The 19,932-nt window shown below is 32.2% G+C and carries 17 protein-coding genes and 1 tRNA gene; 15 read left to right on the top strand and 3 right to left on the bottom strand.

Annotated features, from left to right (window positions below; all coding sequences use genetic code 11):
- The first annotated feature begins 271 nt into the window (after positions 1 to 271).
- The 7 genes from L1276_RS22925 (at position 272) to L1276_RS22955 (ending at position 6,805) form a co-directional block, all read left to right on the top strand.
- Positions 272 to 1,183 carry a S9 family peptidase gene (locus L1276_RS22925; RefSeq protein ID WP_253791901.1) on the top strand — a complete coding sequence of 304 codons (912 nt, stop codon included), beginning with the start codon at positions 272 to 274 and terminating at the stop codon, positions 1,181 to 1,183.
- Positions 1,184 to 1,192: 9 nt separating this feature from the next.
- On the top strand, positions 1,193 to 1,816 hold the full coding sequence (locus L1276_RS22930; RefSeq protein WP_253791902.1) for a hypothetical protein: 624 nt from the start codon (positions 1,193 to 1,195) through the stop codon (positions 1,814 to 1,816).
- Between the two features lie 405 nt (positions 1,817 to 2,221).
- Positions 2,222 to 2,755, top strand: coding sequence for an AAA family ATPase (locus L1276_RS22935; RefSeq protein ID WP_253791904.1), 534 nt, complete (start codon positions 2,222 to 2,224; stop codon positions 2,753 to 2,755).
- A 64-nt stretch (positions 2,756 to 2,819) separates the two neighbouring features.
- On the top strand, positions 2,820 to 4,715 hold the full coding sequence (locus L1276_RS22940; protein WP_253791906.1) for an ATP-dependent DNA helicase RecQ: 1,896 nt from the start codon (positions 2,820 to 2,822) through the stop codon (positions 4,713 to 4,715).
- Positions 4,715 to 5,662 carry a methionyl-tRNA formyltransferase gene (gene fmt / locus L1276_RS22945; RefSeq protein WP_253791908.1) on the top strand — a complete coding sequence of 316 codons (948 nt, stop codon included), beginning with the start codon at positions 4,715 to 4,717 and terminating at the stop codon, positions 5,660 to 5,662. Before L1276_RS22940 ends, fmt begins: the two co-directional genes overlap by 1 nt.
- A 180-nt stretch (positions 5,663 to 5,842) precedes the next feature.
- Positions 5,843 to 6,115 (top strand): HU family DNA-binding protein, encoded by a 273-nt coding sequence (locus L1276_RS22950; RefSeq protein ID WP_012022249.1) that lies wholly within the window; start codon positions 5,843 to 5,845, stop codon positions 6,113 to 6,115.
- Positions 6,116 to 6,244: 129 nt separating this feature from the next.
- Positions 6,245 to 6,805 (top strand): YqgE/AlgH family protein, encoded by a 561-nt coding sequence (locus L1276_RS22955; protein WP_044047376.1) that lies wholly within the window; start codon positions 6,245 to 6,247, stop codon positions 6,803 to 6,805.
- Here L1276_RS22955 and L1276_RS22960 read toward each other — a convergent pair.
- Complete coding sequence (locus L1276_RS22960) at positions 6,802 to 7,638, bottom strand: aminotransferase class IV (protein ID WP_253791910.1); 837 nt, start codon at positions 7,636 to 7,638, stop codon at positions 6,802 to 6,804. The genes L1276_RS22955 and L1276_RS22960 overlap by 4 nt on opposite strands.
- A 54-nt stretch (positions 7,639 to 7,692) precedes the next feature.
- A complete protein-coding gene (locus L1276_RS22965) occupies positions 7,693 to 8,085 on the bottom strand; it encodes an START-like domain-containing protein (protein WP_134142468.1) in 393 nt (130 codons plus the stop codon).
- Between the two features lie 150 nt (positions 8,086 to 8,235).
- Here L1276_RS22965 and L1276_RS22970 point away from each other — a divergent pair.
- Both L1276_RS22970 and L1276_RS22975 read left to right on the top strand, forming a co-directional pair.
- Positions 8,236 to 8,312: transfer RNA gene (locus tag L1276_RS22970), tRNA-Met, on the top strand.
- 135 nt (positions 8,313 to 8,447) lie between these two features.
- A complete protein-coding gene (locus tag L1276_RS22975; protein WP_253791912.1) occupies positions 8,448 to 8,705 on the top strand; it encodes a hypothetical protein in 258 nt (85 codons plus the stop codon).
- 67 nt (positions 8,706 to 8,772) lie between these two features.
- Here the strand turns inward: L1276_RS22975 and L1276_RS22980 are convergent, their stop codons facing one another.
- Entirely contained in the window at positions 8,773 to 12,423 is a 3,651-nt protein-coding gene (locus L1276_RS22980) for a DUF2339 domain-containing protein (protein WP_253791914.1), read from the bottom strand.
- A gap of 332 nt (positions 12,424 to 12,755) precedes the next feature.
- Here L1276_RS22980 and L1276_RS22985 point away from each other — a divergent pair, with 332 nt between their 5' ends.
- The 6 genes from L1276_RS22985 (at position 12,756) to map (ending at position 19,735) form a co-directional block, all read left to right on the top strand.
- Positions 12,756 to 13,277 carry an RNA polymerase sigma factor gene (locus L1276_RS22985; protein WP_253791916.1) on the top strand — a complete coding sequence of 174 codons (522 nt, stop codon included), beginning with the start codon at positions 12,756 to 12,758 and terminating at the stop codon, positions 13,275 to 13,277.
- Between the two features lie 268 nt (positions 13,278 to 13,545).
- Positions 13,546 to 14,388 carry a FecR family protein gene (locus L1276_RS22990; protein ID WP_253791918.1) on the top strand — a complete coding sequence of 281 codons (843 nt, stop codon included), beginning with the start codon at positions 13,546 to 13,548 and terminating at the stop codon, positions 14,386 to 14,388.
- Positions 14,389 to 14,490: 102 nt separating this feature from the next.
- Positions 14,491 to 17,109 (top strand): TonB-dependent receptor, encoded by a 2,619-nt coding sequence (locus L1276_RS22995; RefSeq protein WP_253791920.1) that lies wholly within the window; start codon positions 14,491 to 14,493, stop codon positions 17,107 to 17,109.
- Between the two features lie 4 nt (positions 17,110 to 17,113).
- Positions 17,114 to 17,953: a DUF4249 domain-containing protein gene (locus tag L1276_RS23000; protein ID WP_253791922.1), complete on the top strand. Its 840-nt coding sequence runs from the start codon at positions 17,114 to 17,116 to the stop codon at positions 17,951 to 17,953.
- A gap of 128 nt (positions 17,954 to 18,081) precedes the next feature.
- Complete coding sequence (locus tag L1276_RS23005) at positions 18,082 to 18,903, top strand: hypothetical protein (protein WP_253791923.1); 822 nt, start codon at positions 18,082 to 18,084, stop codon at positions 18,901 to 18,903.
- Between the two features lie 67 nt (positions 18,904 to 18,970).
- A complete protein-coding gene (gene map / locus L1276_RS23010) occupies positions 18,971 to 19,735 on the top strand; it encodes a type I methionyl aminopeptidase (protein ID WP_253791925.1) in 765 nt (254 codons plus the stop codon).
- Positions 19,736 to 19,932 lie beyond the last annotated feature (197 nt).

Below are 19,932 nucleotides of genomic sequence, written 5' to 3' on the forward strand. Positions count from 1 at the left end.
TAAACGCAAATATACGCTTTTGATTTCAGATTTTAGATTTTAGATTTTAGATTTTTTTCATTGGAGAAACAGTAGATTTTTTACCACGAATTTTACGAATTTTCACTAATTATTTTACTGTAAAGCTCTTCATTAAATTTCACTAACTTTTGATTCATTTTTAAATTAAAATTTGTCGAAATTCGTGAAATTCGCTGCAAACCTTTATATTTGAAACACTTTGCTCCCAAAGCCTTGGGATCCCGACTTTTCGAGACTAAATCACATTATAATGAAAAAAATCCTTTTACTTTTTATAGCACTTACATTAAACAACATTCAGGCACAAGAAGTCAAAACCTTAACTTATTTCCAAAACGACACTTTAAAATTGGATTTAGATTTATATCTGCCAAAGAAAAAATCTAACGAAAAAATCCCCGTTATTATGTTTGCTTTTGGAGGCGGATTTTCCGGCGGAGAGCGTACAAGCGAAAAAGAGTTTGGAAAATTTATGGCCGAAAACGGCTATGCGATTGCCAGTATTTCGTACAGTTTATATATGAAAGGAAAAGATTTTGGCTGTAAAGGTACTTTAACCGAAAAAATAAAGGCCATTCAAATTGGCGTGAGCGATATGTGGCAGGCAACTGGATATTTAATAGAAAACGCTGCTAAATATAATTTAGATACTTCAAAAATCTTTATTTCCGGAATTAGCGCGGGTGCCGAAATTGGTTTTCATGCCTCATTTTGGGATTATAAACTCATGAATATGTATAAAAGCAATCTGCCTGAAAACTTTAAATATACTGGCTTCATTGGAGGTTCGGGAGCAATTCAGGATATTAATTTGATTACCAAAGAAAAAGCAGTTCCGATGTTATTAGCACATGGAAGCAATGACGATACGGTTCCGTACGCAGCAGGTTCGCATCGCTCCTGTCCGACAAATGCTTCGGGCTGGCTGATTTTGTTTGGGTCTTACGCCGTTTACAATCACATGCAGGATTTACATAAAGACATTGAACTCATTACTTTCTGCGGAGGCGGACATGAATTTTCCGGTTATCTTTTTCATGAAGGACAACAATATGTTCTCAATTTTGTAAATGATGTTTTGAAAGGAAAGAAATTCCAATCACATTTGATTGTGCCTTCTAAGAAAGGTGGAAGTTCTGGGAAATATTTGTTTTGTGAGTGATGTAAGAATATGAAAGTAGATTATAAAAATTTCGAAGTTGAAGTTCTTGATGATCCAAATTATACTTTGGCTTCAACAGATAATTTACGCAAATATCAAAAAGTTTTTTATGATGAAAAACATTCAGAGGACCGATTTGATTTTACCATCAAACATGCTATTATCATTAAAGAAAATGAAACCGAAATCTCAAGTGCTCTAATATGTGAATTTGGCGGCGCAACAGGAATATCTGATAATTCTTTTTTTATTGAAGACTATAAAATATGGATCCTTGTCTGCAATAAAATTTATTGTTTAGAAATACCTTCACTCAATTTAATTTGGCAGAAAGAATTAGATTCTTTTACAAATTTCCGAATGTATAAACTTGAAAACGATTTTATAATTCATGGAGAATTAGAAATATTTAGAATTACAAAAGAAGGAGACGTAATTTGGAGTTTTGGAGGCAGAGATATTTGGATAAATGCTCAAGGTAAAAATGAATTCGTTATAGAAAACAATACAATACGATTATTTGATTTTGAATCTAATGAATATGTTCTTGATTTTTATGGAAATGTAATAGAAGATAATCCAAGAACAGTACCAACAGAAATTAAAAAAAGGTGGTGGCAAATATTTAGCTAAAGCCAAAAGAATTACATCATCAAATTCCGTTGGTTAAAACCAACGGGGATTAAAAATTATGATTTGGTTCCCTCCAAGCTTTTGTAAAACCTTGTGTAACTTCAAACAAACATTCTCAAACTGGACTGAAGTCCAGCCCTGCAATATTTGGCGAGCCTATGGCTCTCTTTCAATTTAGTTCCTGAGGAACAATTCTATATTGTTGAGCTGGACTTCAATCCAGTTACCAAAATATTTAAAGAGCCCAAGACTCTTTTCACAGTTTAGTTCCAAAGAAACAATTCATATTCTAGAGCTGGACTTCAGTCCAATTTACAGCAAAAAATGCCAAATTTTTCGCTTCTGATAAATATTCTTTTTAATTATAAATAAGTTTAGGTAAATTTGCGCTTTATTTTTAGAATAGTGCAAAAACAAATCATAGTTCTCATTGGCGGTCCTGGTACAGGAAAATCTACGCTTATAAACGAATTAGTCGCTCGTGGCTATTGTTGTTACCCCGAAATTTCCAGAGAAGTTACACTCGAAGCTCAAAAAAGAGGCATCGAGCAATTGTTTCTGGAACAGCCTTTATTGTTTAGCGAAATGCTTTTGGAAGGACGCATTCAGCAATTTGAAAGTGCCAAAAATGAGCCTGATGAGATCGTTTTTATAGATCGCGGGATTCCTGACGTTGTAGCTTATATGGATTATATTGGCGATGAGTATCCAGAATCTTTTGTAAAAGCGTGTGAGGATTACAAATATTCTAAAACTTTTATTTTACCACCTTGGGAAGAGATTTATCAGAGCGATACGGAACGTTATGAAAATTTCGAACAAGCATTAACGATTCAGAAGCACTTAATTGAAACGTATAAAAAATACGGTTACGATTTAATTGAGGTTCCGAAAGATACGGTTGAAAACAGAATTCTTTATATCTTAGACAAAATTTAGCAGCCGGTTTTAAAGTTACAAACTAGAAACTGATTTCTACATTTTTAACTTTAAAACACAGGCCATGCAAAACGCACAGGAAATTCTTTTAAAATACTGGAAACATGAAAGTTTCCGACCGTTGCAAAAAGAAATTATTGATTCGGTTTTAGAAGGGCAAGATACTTTTGCACTGCTGCCAACCGGTGGCGGAAAATCGATTTGCTTTCAGGTTCCGGCCATGATGCAAGAGGGAATTTGCCTGGTTATTTCGCCATTGATTGCCCTGATGAAAGACCAGGTAGCGAATTTGCAAAAAAGAGAAATTAAAGCAATCGCCCTTACAGGCGGAATTCATACCGAAGAAATTATTGATCTCCTGGACAACTGTCAATTCGGAAACTACAAATTTCTTTATCTTTCCCCGGAACGTTTACAATCGGATTGGATTTTGGAACGAATCAAAAATCTTCCTATAAGTTTAATTGCTATTGATGAAGCGCACTGTGTTTCGCAATGGGGTCATGATTTTAGACCTGCTTATTTAAAAATCTCAGAACTTAAAAAATACTTTCCTAAAATTCCTTTTTTAGCTTTAACTGCAACTGCTACGCCAAGAGTTGTTGAAGATATTAAAACCGAATTGGGACTAAAAGACACTAAACTTTTTCAGCAGTCTTTCGAAAGAAAAAACATTGCATACATGGTTTTTGAAGTTGAAGATAAATTGTATCGCGTTGAACAGGTTTTGAAGAAAAATCCGCAGCCATCCATTATATATGTACGAAATAGGAAATCGTGCCTCAATATGTCAACTCAATTGCAATCGTTAGGATTTAGAGCAACGTATTATCACGGTGGACTTTCGACTCAGGAAAAAGACAAAAACATGCAATTATGGATGTCAGAGCAAGCGCAGGTTATTGTAGCCACAAATGCATTTGGAATGGGAATCGACAAGGATAATGTCAAAACGGTTATTCATACTCAACTGCCTGAAAATTTAGAAAATTATTATCAGGAATCAGGAAGAGCGGGCCGAAATGGCGAGAAAGCTTTTTCGGTTTTACTATTCAATAACTCTGATGCAACTCAAACAGAGCAACAGTTTATAAATGTTCTGCCAGATAAGAAGTTTTTAAAAACGATGTTCATTAAGCTTTGCAATTATTTCCAAATTGCTTATGGCGAAGGTTTAGACGATTCGTATTCTTTTAAAATGAATCATTTTTGCAATAAATATGACTTCCCTACTTTGAAAACCTATAATGCTTTGCAGTTTTTAAATCAGCAGGGAATTATAACGATGTCTCAGGAATTTTCTGAAAAAGTTACGATGCAGTTTTTAATTGAGTCAAAAGAAACCATTCGGTACATGAGTCTGAATCCGAATGACGAAGAAATTATCTTGGCAATTTTAAGAACGTATCCGGGCGTTCATGAAATGAAGACACCAATTAATCTCGGCTTGATTGCAAAAAAATCAAATCATACTGAAGAACAGATTACTACACTTTTAGAAAAACTGAAAGAGAAAGATATCATTGAATATAAATCTAAAAACAACGACGCAACTATTTTATTTAATGAAGTTCGTGAAGATGAACTAACAATAAACCGGGTTTCAAAATATCTGGAAAAACAAAACAAATTGAAACGCGATCAGCTTTCGTCTGTACTTTATTACATAAAGGAAGACAAAACCTGCAAGAATAGATTAGTTTTAGATTATTTTGGTGAAGAAACAAAAGCAAATTGCGGCGTTTGTTCGTATTGCATTACTCAAAAAGGAAAAATTACAGAAGCCGATTCTATTGCTGATAAAATTCTTCACTTATTAAAAGCAACTGCATTAACTTCGCGAGAAATTCAGAATCAGATAAAATTAGATGCAAAAGATGTTCTTTTGGTGCTGCAGGAATTACTGGAAAATAATCACATCGTTATATTGGCGAATAACAAATACACTTTAAAATCATAATGGAAAAATTACGAATTATTTTTATGGGAACTCCAGAATTTGCTGTCGGCATTTTGGACACCATCATTAAAAACAATTACGAGGTTGTGGGCGTTATAACAGCAGCGGATAAACCTGCAGGGCGCGGACAAAAAATAAAATATTCAGCTGTTAAGGAATATGCTTTAGCAAATAATCTTACTTTACTGCAGCCAGTTAATTTAAAAGAGGAAAGTTTTTTGTCAGAATTAAAAGCCCTGAACGCCAACCTGCAAATTGTAGTAGCTTTTAGAATGCTTCCAAAAGTAGTTTGGGAAATGCCAAGTTTAGGAACTTTTAATCTTCATGCTTCTTTGTTGCCAAATTATCGCGGTGCAGCCCCAATTAACTGGGCTATTATTAATGGCGAGACCAAAACCGGAGTTACTACATTCTTTATTGATGATAAAATTGATACCGGAGCAATGATTTTAAATTCGGAAATTGCGATTGAACCCACAGAAAATGCCGGACAATTGCACGACCGATTAATGAGTTTAGGAAGTTCAACTGTAATTAATACTTTAAAAGTTATTGAAAACGGAAATGTTACCACGACTATTCAGGAAGACAATGAAGAAATCAAAACGGCATACAAACTAAATAAAGAGAATTGCAAAATTGACTGGACAAAATCTGGAGATGAAATAAATAATTTAATTCGAGGCTTAAGTCCTTATCCTGCAGCATGGTGTTTTTTAAAGGATAAAAATGAAGAATTAAACATTAAAATATATGAAGCAAAACTGATTGAAGAAGCCCATTCGTATGAAACCGGAAAATTAGTGAGCAGTAAAAAAGAAATCAAGATTGCAATAAAAAATGGTTTCATTCAGTTATTAAGTCTACAATTACCAGGAAAGAAGAGAATGCAAGTGGCAGAATTGCTAAATGGTATAACTTTTTCTGATGAAGCAAAGGTCTATTAACGTCAGTAAAACAGGGGTTTGTACCTGTTTTTGATCGACAAACAACCTTCTTTATGAACAAAAAAAGCAAGTTATCAACAATTATTGCTAAAATTAAAGAAAACACTTGCACGCAACGGATTTCCTACTAAATTTGTGTATTAACAATTTTTTTTAACCAACAATTAATAACTAATTATTATGAACAAATCAGAATTAATCGATGCTATCGCTGCTGATGCAGGAATTACAAAAGCTGCGGCAAAATTAGCTTTAGAGTCATTTTTAGGAAATGTAGGAACTACTTTGAAAAAAGGCGGAAGAATTTCATTAGTAGGTTTCGGATCTTGGTCAGTATCTGCGAGAGCTGCTAGAGACGGTAGAAATCCTCAAACAGGAAAAACCATCAAAATTGCTGCAAAAAATGTAGTGAAATTCAAAGCTGGAGCTGAATTAGAAGGTGCAGTGAACTAAGTAAGAAAGTTCTCTAAACTAAATAATATAATTAAAACCCTCCTTATGGAGGGTTTTTTTATGCGGTTTAACGATTTTTTTTGTGATTTTAAAAATTTTATGATTAAATTTAATAAAAATTGTAGCCGTATGATTTCAGAAAAATTAAAAAAAGGACACCTGCTTATTGCCGAGCCTTCAATAATTGGAGATTTATCTTTTAACAGATCGGTAATTTTATTAGCAGACCATAATAAAGAAGGATCAATAGGTTTTATCATTAATAAGCCATTAAAATACACTATTAATGATTTAATACCGGAGATTGATGCAAACTTCAAAATATATAACGGAGGCCCAGTTGAACAAGACAATCTGTACTTCATTCATAATATTCCAGATTTAATCCCGAATAGTGTCGAGATTTCTAACGGAATTTATTGGGGAGGAGATTTTGAATCAACCAAAGACTTAATTAACGACGGATCGATCAATAAGAACAATATTCGTTTTTTCTTAGGCTACACTGGTTGGGATGAAAATCAGCTTGAAAATGAAATGCAAGGCAACTCCTGGATTATTGCTGATAATAATTACAAAAATAAAATTATTGGTAAATCGACCACTCACTTTTGGAAAGAACAGATTATTGAGCTTGGCGGAGACTATCTAATTTGGTCAAATGCACCAGAAAATCCATATCTGAATTAATTTTCAGAGATGGATTCATTTAGTTTTTGCACTAATAAATGAGCCAGATTTGTTGTAAACTCTTTTTTTCGATATTTAGTTATCGGTTGTATTCCCATGATTACATTTGTCAAGAATAATTCGTCCGCTTTTTGAAGATCAAACGGCGATATTATTTCTTCTGCTACTTCTATGCCTTCTACTTTTTTAGCTAAGGCTAAAATCTGCTTGCGCATAATTCCATTTAAACATCCTTCTGAGATTGGCGGAGTAATTAGTTTTTTGCCTGTAACCATAAACAAATTCCCCTGAAGACCTTCTATTACATTTTTTGTATCATTTACTAAAAGACAATTCGCAAGTCCATTTTCGTGAGCAAAAATACTTCCGGTAACATTTATCATCTTATTAGTCGTTTTAATCGACGATAAGAGTTGTTTTGCCACGTAGAAGTCTTTATACAAATCCACTTCGTATTGAGCTGTATTTAAGATATATGAGGTGCTTTCAAGAGCCGCTGCATGAATTAAAAATGAAATCTCGTTTGTTTTTGGAAGATACAAACCTCCATCATTTCTAAAAACTGTAATTCGGGCTCTTGCCGATACAGAAATTCCTTTTTGCTGTACAAGAGTTAAAATCTGTTCTTCAAAATATTCCATTGTAAAATCCATTGGAATTTCCATTCTCACAACACGCATAGATGCCATCAGCCTGAAATAATGATCCTCCAGAAACAAAATTTTATCATTGATTATTTTAACTGTTTCAAAAACACCGTCTCCATATAAAAAAGCACGATTTTGAGTTAATAAATTTTCTTCCTGTACAATGTTTCCGCTAAAATTGATCATAAAAAAACCCTGAATTTTGTTCAGGGCAAATATAAGGCATAAAATAGACTTTTACTAAACAGATCCTATAAGATGTTTCAGGTCTGAGATTTGATTCTCCCACAATTGTTTAGCTTCTCCAATTTCTTCTTTTTCAGCAAAATCAACTACCATTAAAGACACATCTTTGGTTAATTCGTCAACCAAAATGTGCAGTTCAAAAAAGTATTCAGTATCCTTACTACTTTCATCAACCCATTTAAACTTTACTTTTTCGCCTGTTTTTTTAGAAGCAAGACGTGCTTTTTCCTGCGAATCATTCCAGATGAAAGTAAAAAATTCACCTCTTGAGTTAACATTGTCAGCAAACCATTCTGATAAACCTGACGGCGTTGATATATATTGATACAATAATTGCGGCGAAGAATTGATCGGAAACTCGATTTCGTAACGTATTTTTGAATCCATGTGCTACTTTTAATTTTTTCGAAATATAAGAATATATGTTCAAAAACAATACGTTTTTAAAAATATTTTTTTTTCTTCAATTTATACTTGTATGCTTTAATATTATTTCTATCTTTGCACCCGCAATCAGGAATTCATGATAGCAGTCCAGGCGAGGTAGCTCAGTTGGTTAGAGCGCAGGATTCATAACCCTGAGGTCACGGGTTCAACTCCCGTCCTCGCTACCAGGTAAAAAAAACATCACTTTCTAAAAGTGGTGTTTTTTTATTTAAAATGCTTTGTAATTATACTAAATTTGCATTTCAAATTTCATATAACTACTTTTAAAACAACATTTTACTAACTGCAATTTTTAAGCAATAATGGATATAGTTAAATTTAAAATTACATCAAAAACGATAAAAGTAGAAGTACGTAATTCTAATAATTATGTTTTTAATTTTAATACTGCCTTAGATATTGCAAAAGAAGATAAAGATGTTTTATTAAAACTATATCATGCATTAGATCTTCTTTTTAAGAAAGAAAATACTGGCGAAGTAAAAAACTACATTTCGCCTAACCAAACCAATATACTCGATCAAATTTCTGATATTGACAATTTAGAACAAGAAAAATAGATCCGTTCCTTATAAAAACAAAACCCCTTAAACGAAATGTTTAAGGGGTTTTGTTTTTCAGTTATATCTAATCAAATCGATCTTTGTATTTTTTAAATAAAGTATTCATTACTAACAGCACTACTCCTACTCCTAATAAAACTAATGCACGAATTAGGAAATCAGCATTTGATAAATCGAAAAACATTAATCGGATGACGCAGACACCAACTAAGGAAAGCGAAACGTAACGAAAGTATTTTTCTTTTAGAATAATTCCTAAAATTAACAACCCTAATGATTCTAAGATCCAGAAGAAGGTTAAAATTCCTTTATCAAACGAAAGAAATAAAAACAGTCCGATACTAAAAGTGGCCGGATAGATAATAATACTGTTTCTAAACTTGAAGTCTTCGATGTATTTGTAAATAATAAAAATATACAATGCCAATAAGGCAAATATGATTAGATAAACGAATTCAAATTTAGATTGGTAATAATTGAAACTTACAAATGCCAAATGAAAATTAGCCAGCAGATAATACACAATGCTGATTTCTTTTTTGTTTCCAATTTTTTTATAATACAGCAATATATTTACAATGGCCGTTGAAGCCCAAAATACCGGAAGCCATTTGTGTTCTAATTGCGAAAACATAATAATAGAAAGCCAAATGTTTATCCCAATTTGATAATCGATCTGCAATGATTTTATAAACTCTTTTTTCTGAATCAGGAAAACTAAACCAATCAGCAAAACAATAGCGGAAAGTTGTAAAATCCAGTCTAAAAAAGTAAAATCATTCAGTACTCTGATACTGTAAAAAACAGAAGTCAGAATAGATAAAAGGCCAATAACCAAAACGGATTCTGATGGTAAATCTATCTTCTTATACAAAACTAAACCAAAATTAAGGATTGCCAGCAGCATAAATATTACCGGTAAATAAGTTATTTCTACCTGAATAAATAACAAAATGATTATCCATAAATTTTGAACAATTGGTAAAATGCCACTAAACATTTTTCCTTCTTCTTTTGGGCTTTTTATTTGCAGGCAACTATAACCTACAGATAATAAAACACTTATTGTTTGTGTAATATAAAGTATGTTTTTACTAACGTTATCGGTTTCAAAAACGGCTAAATAAATACTTAAAAGCACTGAACTTATCAAAAGCACAAAAGAGTAAATATTATAGCGTTTCATTTTTTCTACTTTTTGAAAAATCCAAAAAGTGATCAACGCTAAACTTCCTAAATACACCGGAATATAATCTATTTGAATACAAGAAAACCCAAAAACCAGTGCATTAAAAAGAATAAATTCAGAATTCAGGGTATTAAAATTTGCCCAGACTGAAACTACCTCATTTGATTTGTTTCTGATTTTATCAGCAAATAAAATATAGGTTTCGATAATAGAAAGTCCAACAGCAATTAATCCAATTTCGGTATTATTTAAAAATTGGGTATTGTATAAAAACACAAAGCTTCCGAATATTGAAAAAGCAAGACAAAAAAGATACAACAGCACTTGGTTGTCTGTAAAAAGAGTTTTTCGTTTAAACTGAACCCACAGAAATTCGTGATTTAGTAAAGCAATACCAAACCATCCAAAAATGTGAACAACATTATAACCGACTGCATATTTATATAAAAGGGAAACCAACAAAGCATTTACACCAATGATTCCAATGGTTTTAATAATACTTTCATCCGTATAAAATACTTTTACAAACCAGTTAGATGTTATTACAGAAACAATTCCTAAAGCGTAAAGAACATCTAAATTAGATTTTGGTTCTGTGAGCATCATTATTAATCCGGTAACAATGGATATGTTTAAAAAGATGAATCTTCCTAAATCGAACGTATTGGTTTTGAATTTGAATCGTAAAAAACACCATACTAAAGCCAGAAATAAAAGCGGATAATAAAACGAAATCTCGATAGTATGATACCAGCTTATAAAAAAGAATATCGAGAACAGAATTGAGAAAATTCCGTTTAAGCTCAAATCTTTCTTAATTATAAAAGAATCAATTTCTAAAAACTCTTTTTTAACAGCGCAGAAAACAGGAACGATCAGCGTTATCAAAGTCATAACAATTAACGTCGCAAAAGTATTTGTAATAGTAACTTCCTGGAAAGACGGATTCGTATTCAAAAGAAAGAAGCCTAAAACAAACAACCCTAAAACATGATTAATGCCTAAAAATATTTTATGCAATAAAATTTCCCTGCTTTTATAGACAATAAATAAACAAGTAATCACTAAAAAGTATAATCCGCAGGCAATAACATCAAACCCTACTTTCCAATCGTTAAGCATAATAATACTCAATGCAAAAAGTATAAACGAAACCATTCCGTCTAAATGATAGAGCCAAAAAATCTTTTTCTTTCTGGCAAAAAGAGCGGCAAAAAGGCAAAGAATCCCTGCTGTAAACAGAACGAATATTTTGATTTTGCTTCCTGTTGAATGCAAAATCAATCCTAAAGCAAATAAAATCCAGTTTGTAAGATGCGTGATAAAAGCAATTCGGTCAAAACGAGTATTCGTATAAATGCTTCGGTACTGCATATACATACAGCTTACTGAAACCAAAATAATTCCTAATATGGCAAAAATATTTTGAGACGGACTTAAGCTATGTGTTCCTTGCGTAAACCAAATATCGAATATGATAAAGGCCGAAATAACAATTAATAAATGATATTCCCATTTTTCTTTATATGATAAAACAATTCCCGCCGCTGCGGTTAATGAGGCCAGCAAAAATGTGATTAAGAACTTTTCAGGAATTACACATAAAATCAAAATACTTAAAATCACATGGAGCGATAAAAAAGTTTGCTGCCTTATAATATATCCTACATATAAATTGATCCCAATTCCAATTCCAATGAGCGAATAGGCAAGCGGGATATTCTCTATAAAGGTTAGCGCGGGAATTTGCGACGCGCCAAAACACCCAAACAAAAACAAACTTGCTCCGGCACTGCGAAGCCAAAGTCCTGTTTTAAACCATTTTTCTTTTGTTTTCAAAAAGTAATAAGAACCCACTAAAACTCCTGCATAAAGCCAAAGAATTAAAATCCTGAACATTGGCGAAACCTTTAAAGCCGTATAAATGCTTAAATAGCCTATTCCTAAAACCATTATGGCCGTTCCTAAAATTCCAGTCCAATTTTCGGCAAACTGATGTTCTAGTTTTTTTATAAAAATTGAAAAAGCACTTTCTACATAAATCTCCTCTTCATAATGCTGTGGTTCTGTTTGTGTTTCAAATTCAGGAATTGGCTGCAATTCTATATTTACTGCCGCTTCTGGAGTTTCAGTTACCTCAACAATTCTGTTTGTATCATATACATGAATTACAGGAGATTCTAAAACAGGTTCTGCTTCAGATTCTTCAACAATAACTTCTTTTTCATTTTGAAGAGCATCATCAAAAACAGCAATTGGATCAGGAATAACCGGAGGTGAGACTTCTATTATTGGATCAGGAATTATTTCCGGTTCTTCGATTTTAGTTATTAATCCTGCAACAGAATAATTAGATTGTGTGATTTGCATTTTAATCTCCTCGATTTCTCTTTTTAAAGAATTATAATCTCCTTTTATTTTTTGATAAAGAGAATCTAAAGATTCGTTTTCCTTTTTTAATTTGGAAAAATTATTAAACAAAACAATAACACAAACAATTAATACAATAAGAATAGAGTTCTCCATAGTTTAAATTTTCAGTCGGCAAATGTAAGATTTTTACATTTATTTTAACTTTCTTAAATTGGTTTCTAAAGTAGAATAGATTTTTGAATTTAGGACGTAAAATCCTAAATAATTCTGAAATAAAATCTTTCTTAAAAACTTTGCTGATTATCAAAACAGAAAACATCACTTTTACTGTAACATTTTTAAAGAAGAGCGTCAAACTTTAAAATTAAATTACGGTTCTTTGTAACTTATTACAATGACAATTTTAGATTCGTCATTTTCTAAATTACAATAATATTGAACTCCTTGAGTTTTGACTAGATATAACTAGTCGCGATATTTTCGTTATGGACAATAAAAAGTTAATACTAAGTTTAAAAAAAGGGAATGAAGCAGCCTTCAAAGAGGTTTATTTCAATTACTATGATAAACTGGTAAATATTGCCCAGCGATTTAATCTCACTGTACTTACACCCGAAGACTTTGTTCAGGAAAGTCTTTTAAGATTGTATAATAAAAGAGAACTTCTTAACGAAGAGGTTTTATTTGACAAGCAATTGTATACCATCTGCAAGAACATCATTATTAATCACGTTAACAGAGAAAACAAAATAGTGCAGCTTGATGCTTTTCAAACTGATATTATAGAAGAAGAAACTGATTTGGGTGTTTTTGAGGATAGAAAAGAAAAATTATACAATTTTATCAATCAGCTTCCTGAGCAGCAGCAAAAAATATTTACTTTACATAAACTGGAAAACCTTAGCTATAAGGAGATTGCCGAAATTACAGATCTTTCTGAAAAGACTATCGCCAATCATATTTATCTCGCCAGTAAATTTATTCGAAAAAAAATCGAAAACCATTAGGAACTTTTTTGTTCTCGTTTGTTATATATAAAAACAAGAACAAAAAATGCATATTGAGGCTTATAAAACAAATGTTAGAACAAAAAAGGATGCAAGCTTACTTGTGGTTCTTTTACAGTTCGTAATTTCTGACTGTATTATAAATTTTGATTTCAAAAATCGCGAAAGAATACTTAGAATCGAAACCAATAGAGAAATCAAAGATGTGGTTTATGGTGTTTTTAATAAACAAGGCTTTTATTGTAAAAAACTTTAACACCGAAGGGTCATGGATAAAGAAAAATTAGATGAAGAGTTTGAAAACTTGTGGAACGAAACTCCGGCTTCACATTTAGATGAAATAAAAGAAGCTTCGTGGGAAAAATTCCATTCCAAAACTTTTATTCCAAAGAAAAAGAAATTTAAACCCTGGCGTTATTATGCAGCGGCTTCAGTTTTACTTTTTGTTCTTATTGGAACAGGGATTTATTTCAACAGAGAACCTATAAATCAAACAATTGTAATTACTGAAAATGTAATCGAAAATACGACTTCAAAAATAAAACAGGTCGTATTGCCCGATAATTCAAAAGTAGAATTAAGTCCAAATTCTAAAATTTCTTATGGAAATAATTTTGCCCTAAACAGAAAAATCGAGGTTGAAGGTGAAGCTTATTTTCAGGTTAAAAAAGACAAACAGCATCCTTTTCAGGTTTTTTGTAATGAAACGACCACTACAGTATTAGGAACTTCTTTTACCGTAAAAGAGTTTGAAGAAAAAGAAGTAACTGTTGAACTTTTTGAAGGAAGCGTTCAGATGAATGTAAAAGGTCAGGATCAAAAATGGATTTTAAAACCGGGACAAAAATTTACTTATGGAAATCAAACGGCTTCTGTATCTGAATTTAGCCGATTTATAGATTTTGACAATGAAAAACTAAGCATTATCAGCACTTATATTGAAGAAAATTACGGTTATAAAGTCGTAATTCCTGAGGATTATAAAGACCAGAAAATTACCCTTAGAATAAACAAAAAAGAAGATTTAAAAATAATTGTACAATTAATATCAGAAATGTATAACCTAAATTTTGAAATAAATGAAAATCTAAAACAGATTACTTTTCTATAGGAAAAGAAAAAAGGATGCAAGCCGCGAAACTACACATCCTCCTTATAATCAGAATAACACGAAGTTATTCCATATAATAATAATTCAAAAATACAAAATTTCATGAAGCATATAATTTCAGCATGCTTTTTTTTATTCAGTTTATGTATGTCCGCTCAGAACGTTACGGTAACTGTAGATCAAAATGTAACCTTAAAAGAATTCTTTAAACAAATTGAAAATCAGTCGGACTTTAAATTTGCCTTTACAGATCAAATTGATACCAATCAAAAGTATTTCACGAAAAAAAGCACTTATAAGCAAATCGAAATCGAGAAATTGATCTCTGAATTAAACAAAAGTACTTCTATACAGTTTTCTATTGTAGGCAATAACATTTTTGTGAAACAAAAATCTCAATCTCCCCGACCAGCCAAAAAAAAAAGCAGACTGACAGGACAAATTCTCGATGATACTAAACAGCCCGTTATTGGCGCCAATGTTTATATTAAAGAATTGGAAGCTGGCGCTATAACGGATGTAAACGGAAAATACAGCATTGAGGCTCCAAATGGTAATTATACGGTTTCGGTAAGTTATGTTGGTTTTAAAAATCACGAAAAAAACATAACCATTTCTGATGACACAAGAATCAATTTCAATATGGATTCAGATAGCCAGGAATTAGAACAGGTTATTGTAACCGGTAATAAAGCTATTGATATCAAAACTACTCAAATGAGTGTAAACCGACTATCGATGCAGGAAATAAAAAGAATTCCTGTTGCAATGGGCGAGCCAGATCCTTTAAAATCGATATTGACTTTACCAGGAGTTACTAATGCCGGAGAAGCTTCATCTGGTTTTAACGTGCGAGGTGGTGCTGCCGATCAGAATTTAATTCTTTTAGATGGCGCTCCGGTTTATAACGACTCTCACATGTTTGGTTTTTTCTCTGTTTTTAATGCCGATATGATCAATGGTTTGGATTTATATAAAGGCGGTATTCCATCTAAATTTGGAGGGCGTGTTTCTTCTGTTTTAGATGTTACACAGCAAACAGGAGATTTTGAGAATTATAAAGTAAACGGGGGAATTGGTGTAATTTCAAGCCGTCTTTTGGTTCAGGGACCTATACAAAAAGAAAAAGGATCTTTTATAGTATCAGGTCGTACTTCGTATGCCCATTTATTTTTAAAACTGGCAGACAATCAAAACTCGGCTATGTTTTATGATTTTAATGCTAAATTAAATTACCGTTTTAATGCCAATAATACATTAAGTTTTTCTGGTTATTTAGGAAATGATGTATTCGACATTAACGATCGTTTTTCTAGTAAATACGGAAACACAATGGGAATTTTAAGCTGGAAACATAAATTTTCTGATCATTTAAATCATAATCTTTCTGTTTTTTACAGTGATTATAAATTTAATCTGGGACTTTCAACAGAAAATTTCGAATGGGACAGCAACATCCAAAATTACGGTCTTAAATACGGCTGGAATTATCAAAAATCAGAAAAATTCAAAATCAATTACGGAATTGATGGTTTATATTATAATTTCAATCCTGGTACTGTACAGCCAACAAGTTCAGAATCTCAATTCAATTTTAAGCAGCTTGATAAAAAATATGCTCTAGAAGCTTCGGCATATCTTGATTTTGAAAATCAAATTACAGAGAAACTAAATTTCCGTTACGGACTTCGTTACAGCACGTTTTATCGTTTAGGTTCGGAAACAATCAGTACTTACGAAAATGGTCAGGCTGTTGTATACAATCCGTTATATAAAATTTACGAAGAAGGAACTCCAACAGGAACAATCTCTTACGGAAAAGGAAAGAAAATCAGCAATTTTGATAATTTAGAACCAAGAGCTGCGCTTTCGTATGCTTTTAATGACAATACATCGGTAAAAGCGAGTTACAACAGAATGGCACAGTACATTCATATTTTATCAAATACCCAATCTCCGCTTCCAATGAGTATCTGGACACCAAGCGGACCCTTTACCAAACCTCAGCTTTTGGATCAATATGCAATTGGTTATTTTAAAAACTTAAAAGACAACGATTATTCTTTTGAAGGAGAGTTGTTTTACAAAAACGTTCAAAACCGTATCGATTACATAGACGGAGCAGATATATTGGCAAACAATAATATCGAACAAGTTATTCTAAACGGTAAAGCCAGATCGTATGGTATGGAAGTATTATTTAGAAAAAATACCGGAATTTTCACAGGATGGGTTTCCTATACCTTATCCAGAGCAGAACAAAAAACACCGGGAAGAAATGCCGATGAACCAGGAATTGCAAATGGCGACTGGTATTTATCAGGGTATGATAAAATGCACAATTTAAGCATTGTGGGAAGTTATGAATTTAGTCCAAAATGGTCTTTTAATGGAAATTTCACGCTGCAGTCAGGACAGCCTGTAACGTATGCCAATGGGTATTATGAATTTGGAAAACTTCATGTGCCTAATTATTCTTTGAGAAACGAAAACAGACTGCCGCTTTTCCATCACCTTGATGTGTCGGCGACTTATACGCCAAAACCAGACAAAAAGAAAGGATGGCAGAGCTATTGGGTTTTCAGCATTTACAATATTTACAACCGAAAAAATGCAGCTTCTATGAGTTTTACAACAAATGAAGATACGGGTGCAAATGAAACAAGAAGGTTATCAATCTTCGGAATTGTACCTGGAGTTTCTTATAATTTTAAATTTTAATGCTATGAATAAATTAAAAAAATATACCATAATGAACAAAACACTGGCATTAATGAGTCTTCTTTTCGTTGTATTTTTTACTTCGTGTGAAGATGTTGTAAATCTTGATTTAGAAACCGGAGAAACAAGATTAGTAATCGATGCTGAAATCGTTTGGAAAAAAGGAACCAGCGGTAACGAACAAGTAATAAAAATAAGTAAAACGGCCTCTTATTACAGCGGTACAACACCAAAAGTTTCAGGTGCTCAGGTAAGGGTTGAAAACACCAATGGAGATGTTTTTACTTTTAATGAATCTGAACCTGGCGTTTATGTATGCACTAATTTTGTACCTGTAATCGACATGGATTATAAATTATTTGTTGAAGCCGAAGGAAAAAGTTTTACCGCTTCAGAAAAACTAACTTCTGTAACTCCAATAACCAAAGTAGAGCAAAAAATGGTTCCTGATTTTGGAGGAGAAGATGTAATTGAAGTTACTTTTTATTACACCGATCCTGCAGATCAGGTTAATTTTTATTTAACCGATTATGAAAGTGAATTTCTAATATATCCGGATTATGAATTAACGAATGATGAATTTTATAACGGAAACGAAATAAGCACTCGTTATTCTGATGAAGATATGAAACCCGGAAACACTTTAAAAATTCTGCACAGAGGTGTTTCTAAAAACTTCTATAATTACATGAAATTGATTTTAGAAGCTTCAAGTTCAAACCCATTCCTTGTCCCTCCGGGAAACATTAGAGGAAACATTGTAAATACAAGTGATACCAATAATTTTGCATTAGGTTATTTTAGACTTTGCGAAGCAGATGGTGTTGATTATGTGGTACAATAAAAACCCATTTTCATAAAAAAGACAAATCCCTTAAATATCGCATTTAAGGGATTTGTCTTTTTTAAAATCATTTTCTTTTTTTATCTCGTAAATGATTAGTTTTATTCCAACACAAAATAACACGAAGAATGATTTCACTAAATATGGTTTGGCCGGCAATTTATGTTTATGACGAAATTTGGCGTTTTTGGTTTTTAGTATTTGTAACTATCATAATCGAGACTTTTACCATTATGGCAATGCTAAAATACTCTCTTCAAAAATCACTCATAGCTTCAATCGTCGGAAATTTGGTTTCAGGACTTATTGGAACATTTGTAATGATGTGGGCAATGCTTTTTTGGCACTTAATTGCAGACAATTTTGTTCCTCATGCCACTTTTGATATTATTAATTGGGTGGCAACATACGTTTTAATGTGTCTGGGAAGTGTATTGATTGAGACCTTTACGATTAAACTTATCTTCAAAGAAACCATTAAGAAACTCTTCATTCCTTTATTAATTGGAAATCTGCTCACTTATGGTTTTATAGCGTATTCTATGATGACCAGTTCTGATAAAGATGAAAACATAAAAAGAACAGAATACATTTTTTATTCTCCAACGCCAAATAACTTTATACTTCTAGACAGCACGAAACTCCAAATAGTAACAGCAAAAACAGAGGTTTTATATGATGAAAAAGACAGTGTGCTCAACACAACTTATCCGCTAAAAATACATTTTAAAAAAGAAAAACCTGATAATTTTCAATTTGAATTAAGGCTTTCTGGAGAAGAAGATGCGGGAGGTATAGAAGTTGACAAAAAAATTATTCAATTAGATAAATTATCGGATACTGTAAATATAGTCCTGGAACAAAAAAATCCCGATCCTAATAAAGGCTGGACCGCTCCTATTATTACAGACACAATTAAGTTTGTAAAGAGTCAGGTAAAGCAAAAATAGTCTTATATTGCGACGCTTAAATTCTTTTGGAATAACTTGTTATTCCAAATACTTAATTAAAAATACCATGTCAATAACAACAGAAGCAGAATTAACCGGAATGAAAAAAGCAAGCGAAGCGGTAGCTTATGCTTTAAAAGAAATGAGAAATTTTGCAAAACCCGGCATATCGACAAAAGAACTGGATGAATATGGCGGAAAAATACTAAACGACTTAGGTGCAAAATCAGCACCGTATGTAACATATGGTTTTCCGGGCTGGACGTGCATCAGCGTAAATAAAGAATTTTGCCACGGCATACCTTCAGAAAAAAGAATTTTAAAAGAAGGTGATTTAATTAATATTGATGTTTCGGCAGAATTAAATGGTTTCTTTTCAGATAATGGAGGTTCGTTTGTAATTGGTGAAGATGTAAACCAGCATCAAAAATTAATTCAGGCTTCAAAAGAAATTCTGTATAAAGCCATTTACAATATAAAAGGAGGCGTTCGTATTTCTGATATTGGTTTTATAATGGAAACCGAAGCCAAAAAGAGAGGCTATAAAGTGATCAAAAATTTAACAGGCCACGGAATTGGAAGAGGTTTACACGAAGAACCACACGAAATAGCCAATTACAGAGACCGTTTTAACCTGACAAGATTTAAGAAAAACTCAGTAGTTGCCATAGAAACCTTTATTTCTACAACTTCTACAATTGCCGAAACTTTACAAGATGGCTGGACAATGGTTGGAAACAGAGGCGGTTTTATGGCCCAGCATGAACATACAATTGTCGTGACAGAAGGAAAACCAATTATATTGACAGAAATGAACGGAATCTGGAATTAAAAAGTCAATATAAGATATACAATTATAAAAACCCTTAAACAATATTGTTTAAGGGTTTTTGTTTATAAATAAAAAACTAATAATCAACAAATTAAATTAACTTGTTTTTTAAACTTTTGATCAAAAATATTTTAAGAAATAAAACACACAAAAAGAATTTAATAAAGATTTAAGTTTTTTTTATTTAACAAAATCAT

The sequence above is a fragment of the Flavobacterium sp. HSC-32F16 genome (genome assembly GCF_024171645.1).
In the GTDB taxonomy this organism is placed as follows: domain Bacteria; phylum Bacteroidota; class Bacteroidia; order Flavobacteriales; family Flavobacteriaceae; genus Flavobacterium.

What these genes read in the sequence shown, in the direction of transcription:
- L1276_RS22985 (WP_253791916.1), top strand. Translation starts at nt 12,756, where the DNA reads ATGGACAATAAAAAGTTAATACTAAGTTTAAAAAAAGGGAATGAAGCA.
- L1276_RS22975 (WP_253791912.1), top strand. Translation starts at nt 8,448, where the DNA reads ATGGATATAGTTAAATTTAAAATTACATCAAAAACGATAAAAGTAGAA.
- L1276_RS23000 (WP_253791922.1), top strand. Translation starts at nt 17,114, where the DNA reads ATGAATAAATTAAAAAAATATACCATAATGAACAAAACACTGGCATTA.
- L1276_RS22995 (WP_253791920.1), top strand. Translation starts at nt 14,491, where the DNA reads ATGAAGCATATAATTTCAGCATGCTTTTTTTTATTCAGTTTATGTATG.
- L1276_RS22960 (WP_253791910.1), bottom strand. Translation starts at nt 7,638, where the DNA reads ATGATCAATTTTAGCGGAAACATTGTACAGGAAGAAAATTTATTAACT.
- fmt (WP_253791908.1), top strand. Translation starts at nt 4,715, where the DNA reads ATGGAAAAATTACGAATTATTTTTATGGGAACTCCAGAATTTGCTGTC.
- L1276_RS22955 (WP_044047376.1), top strand. Translation starts at nt 6,245, where the DNA reads ATGATTTCAGAAAAATTAAAAAAAGGACACCTGCTTATTGCCGAGCCT.
- map (WP_253791925.1), top strand. Translation starts at nt 18,971, where the DNA reads ATGTCAATAACAACAGAAGCAGAATTAACCGGAATGAAAAAAGCAAGC.
- L1276_RS22930 (WP_253791902.1), top strand. Translation starts at nt 1,193, where the DNA reads ATGAAAGTAGATTATAAAAATTTCGAAGTTGAAGTTCTTGATGATCCA.
- L1276_RS22950 (WP_012022249.1), top strand. Translation starts at nt 5,843, where the DNA reads ATGAACAAATCAGAATTAATCGATGCTATCGCTGCTGATGCAGGAATT.
- L1276_RS22940 (WP_253791906.1), top strand. Translation starts at nt 2,820, where the DNA reads ATGCAAAACGCACAGGAAATTCTTTTAAAATACTGGAAACATGAAAGT.
- L1276_RS22980 (WP_253791914.1), bottom strand. Translation starts at nt 12,423, where the DNA reads ATGGAGAACTCTATTCTTATTGTATTAATTGTTTGTGTTATTGTTTTG.
- L1276_RS23005 (WP_253791923.1), top strand. Translation starts at nt 18,082, where the DNA reads ATGATTTCACTAAATATGGTTTGGCCGGCAATTTATGTTTATGACGAA.
- L1276_RS22925 (WP_253791901.1), top strand. Translation starts at nt 272, where the DNA reads ATGAAAAAAATCCTTTTACTTTTTATAGCACTTACATTAAACAACATT.
- L1276_RS22965 (WP_134142468.1), bottom strand. Translation starts at nt 8,085, where the DNA reads ATGGATTCAAAAATACGTTACGAAATCGAGTTTCCGATCAATTCTTCG.
- L1276_RS22990 (WP_253791918.1), top strand. Translation starts at nt 13,546, where the DNA reads ATGGATAAAGAAAAATTAGATGAAGAGTTTGAAAACTTGTGGAACGAA.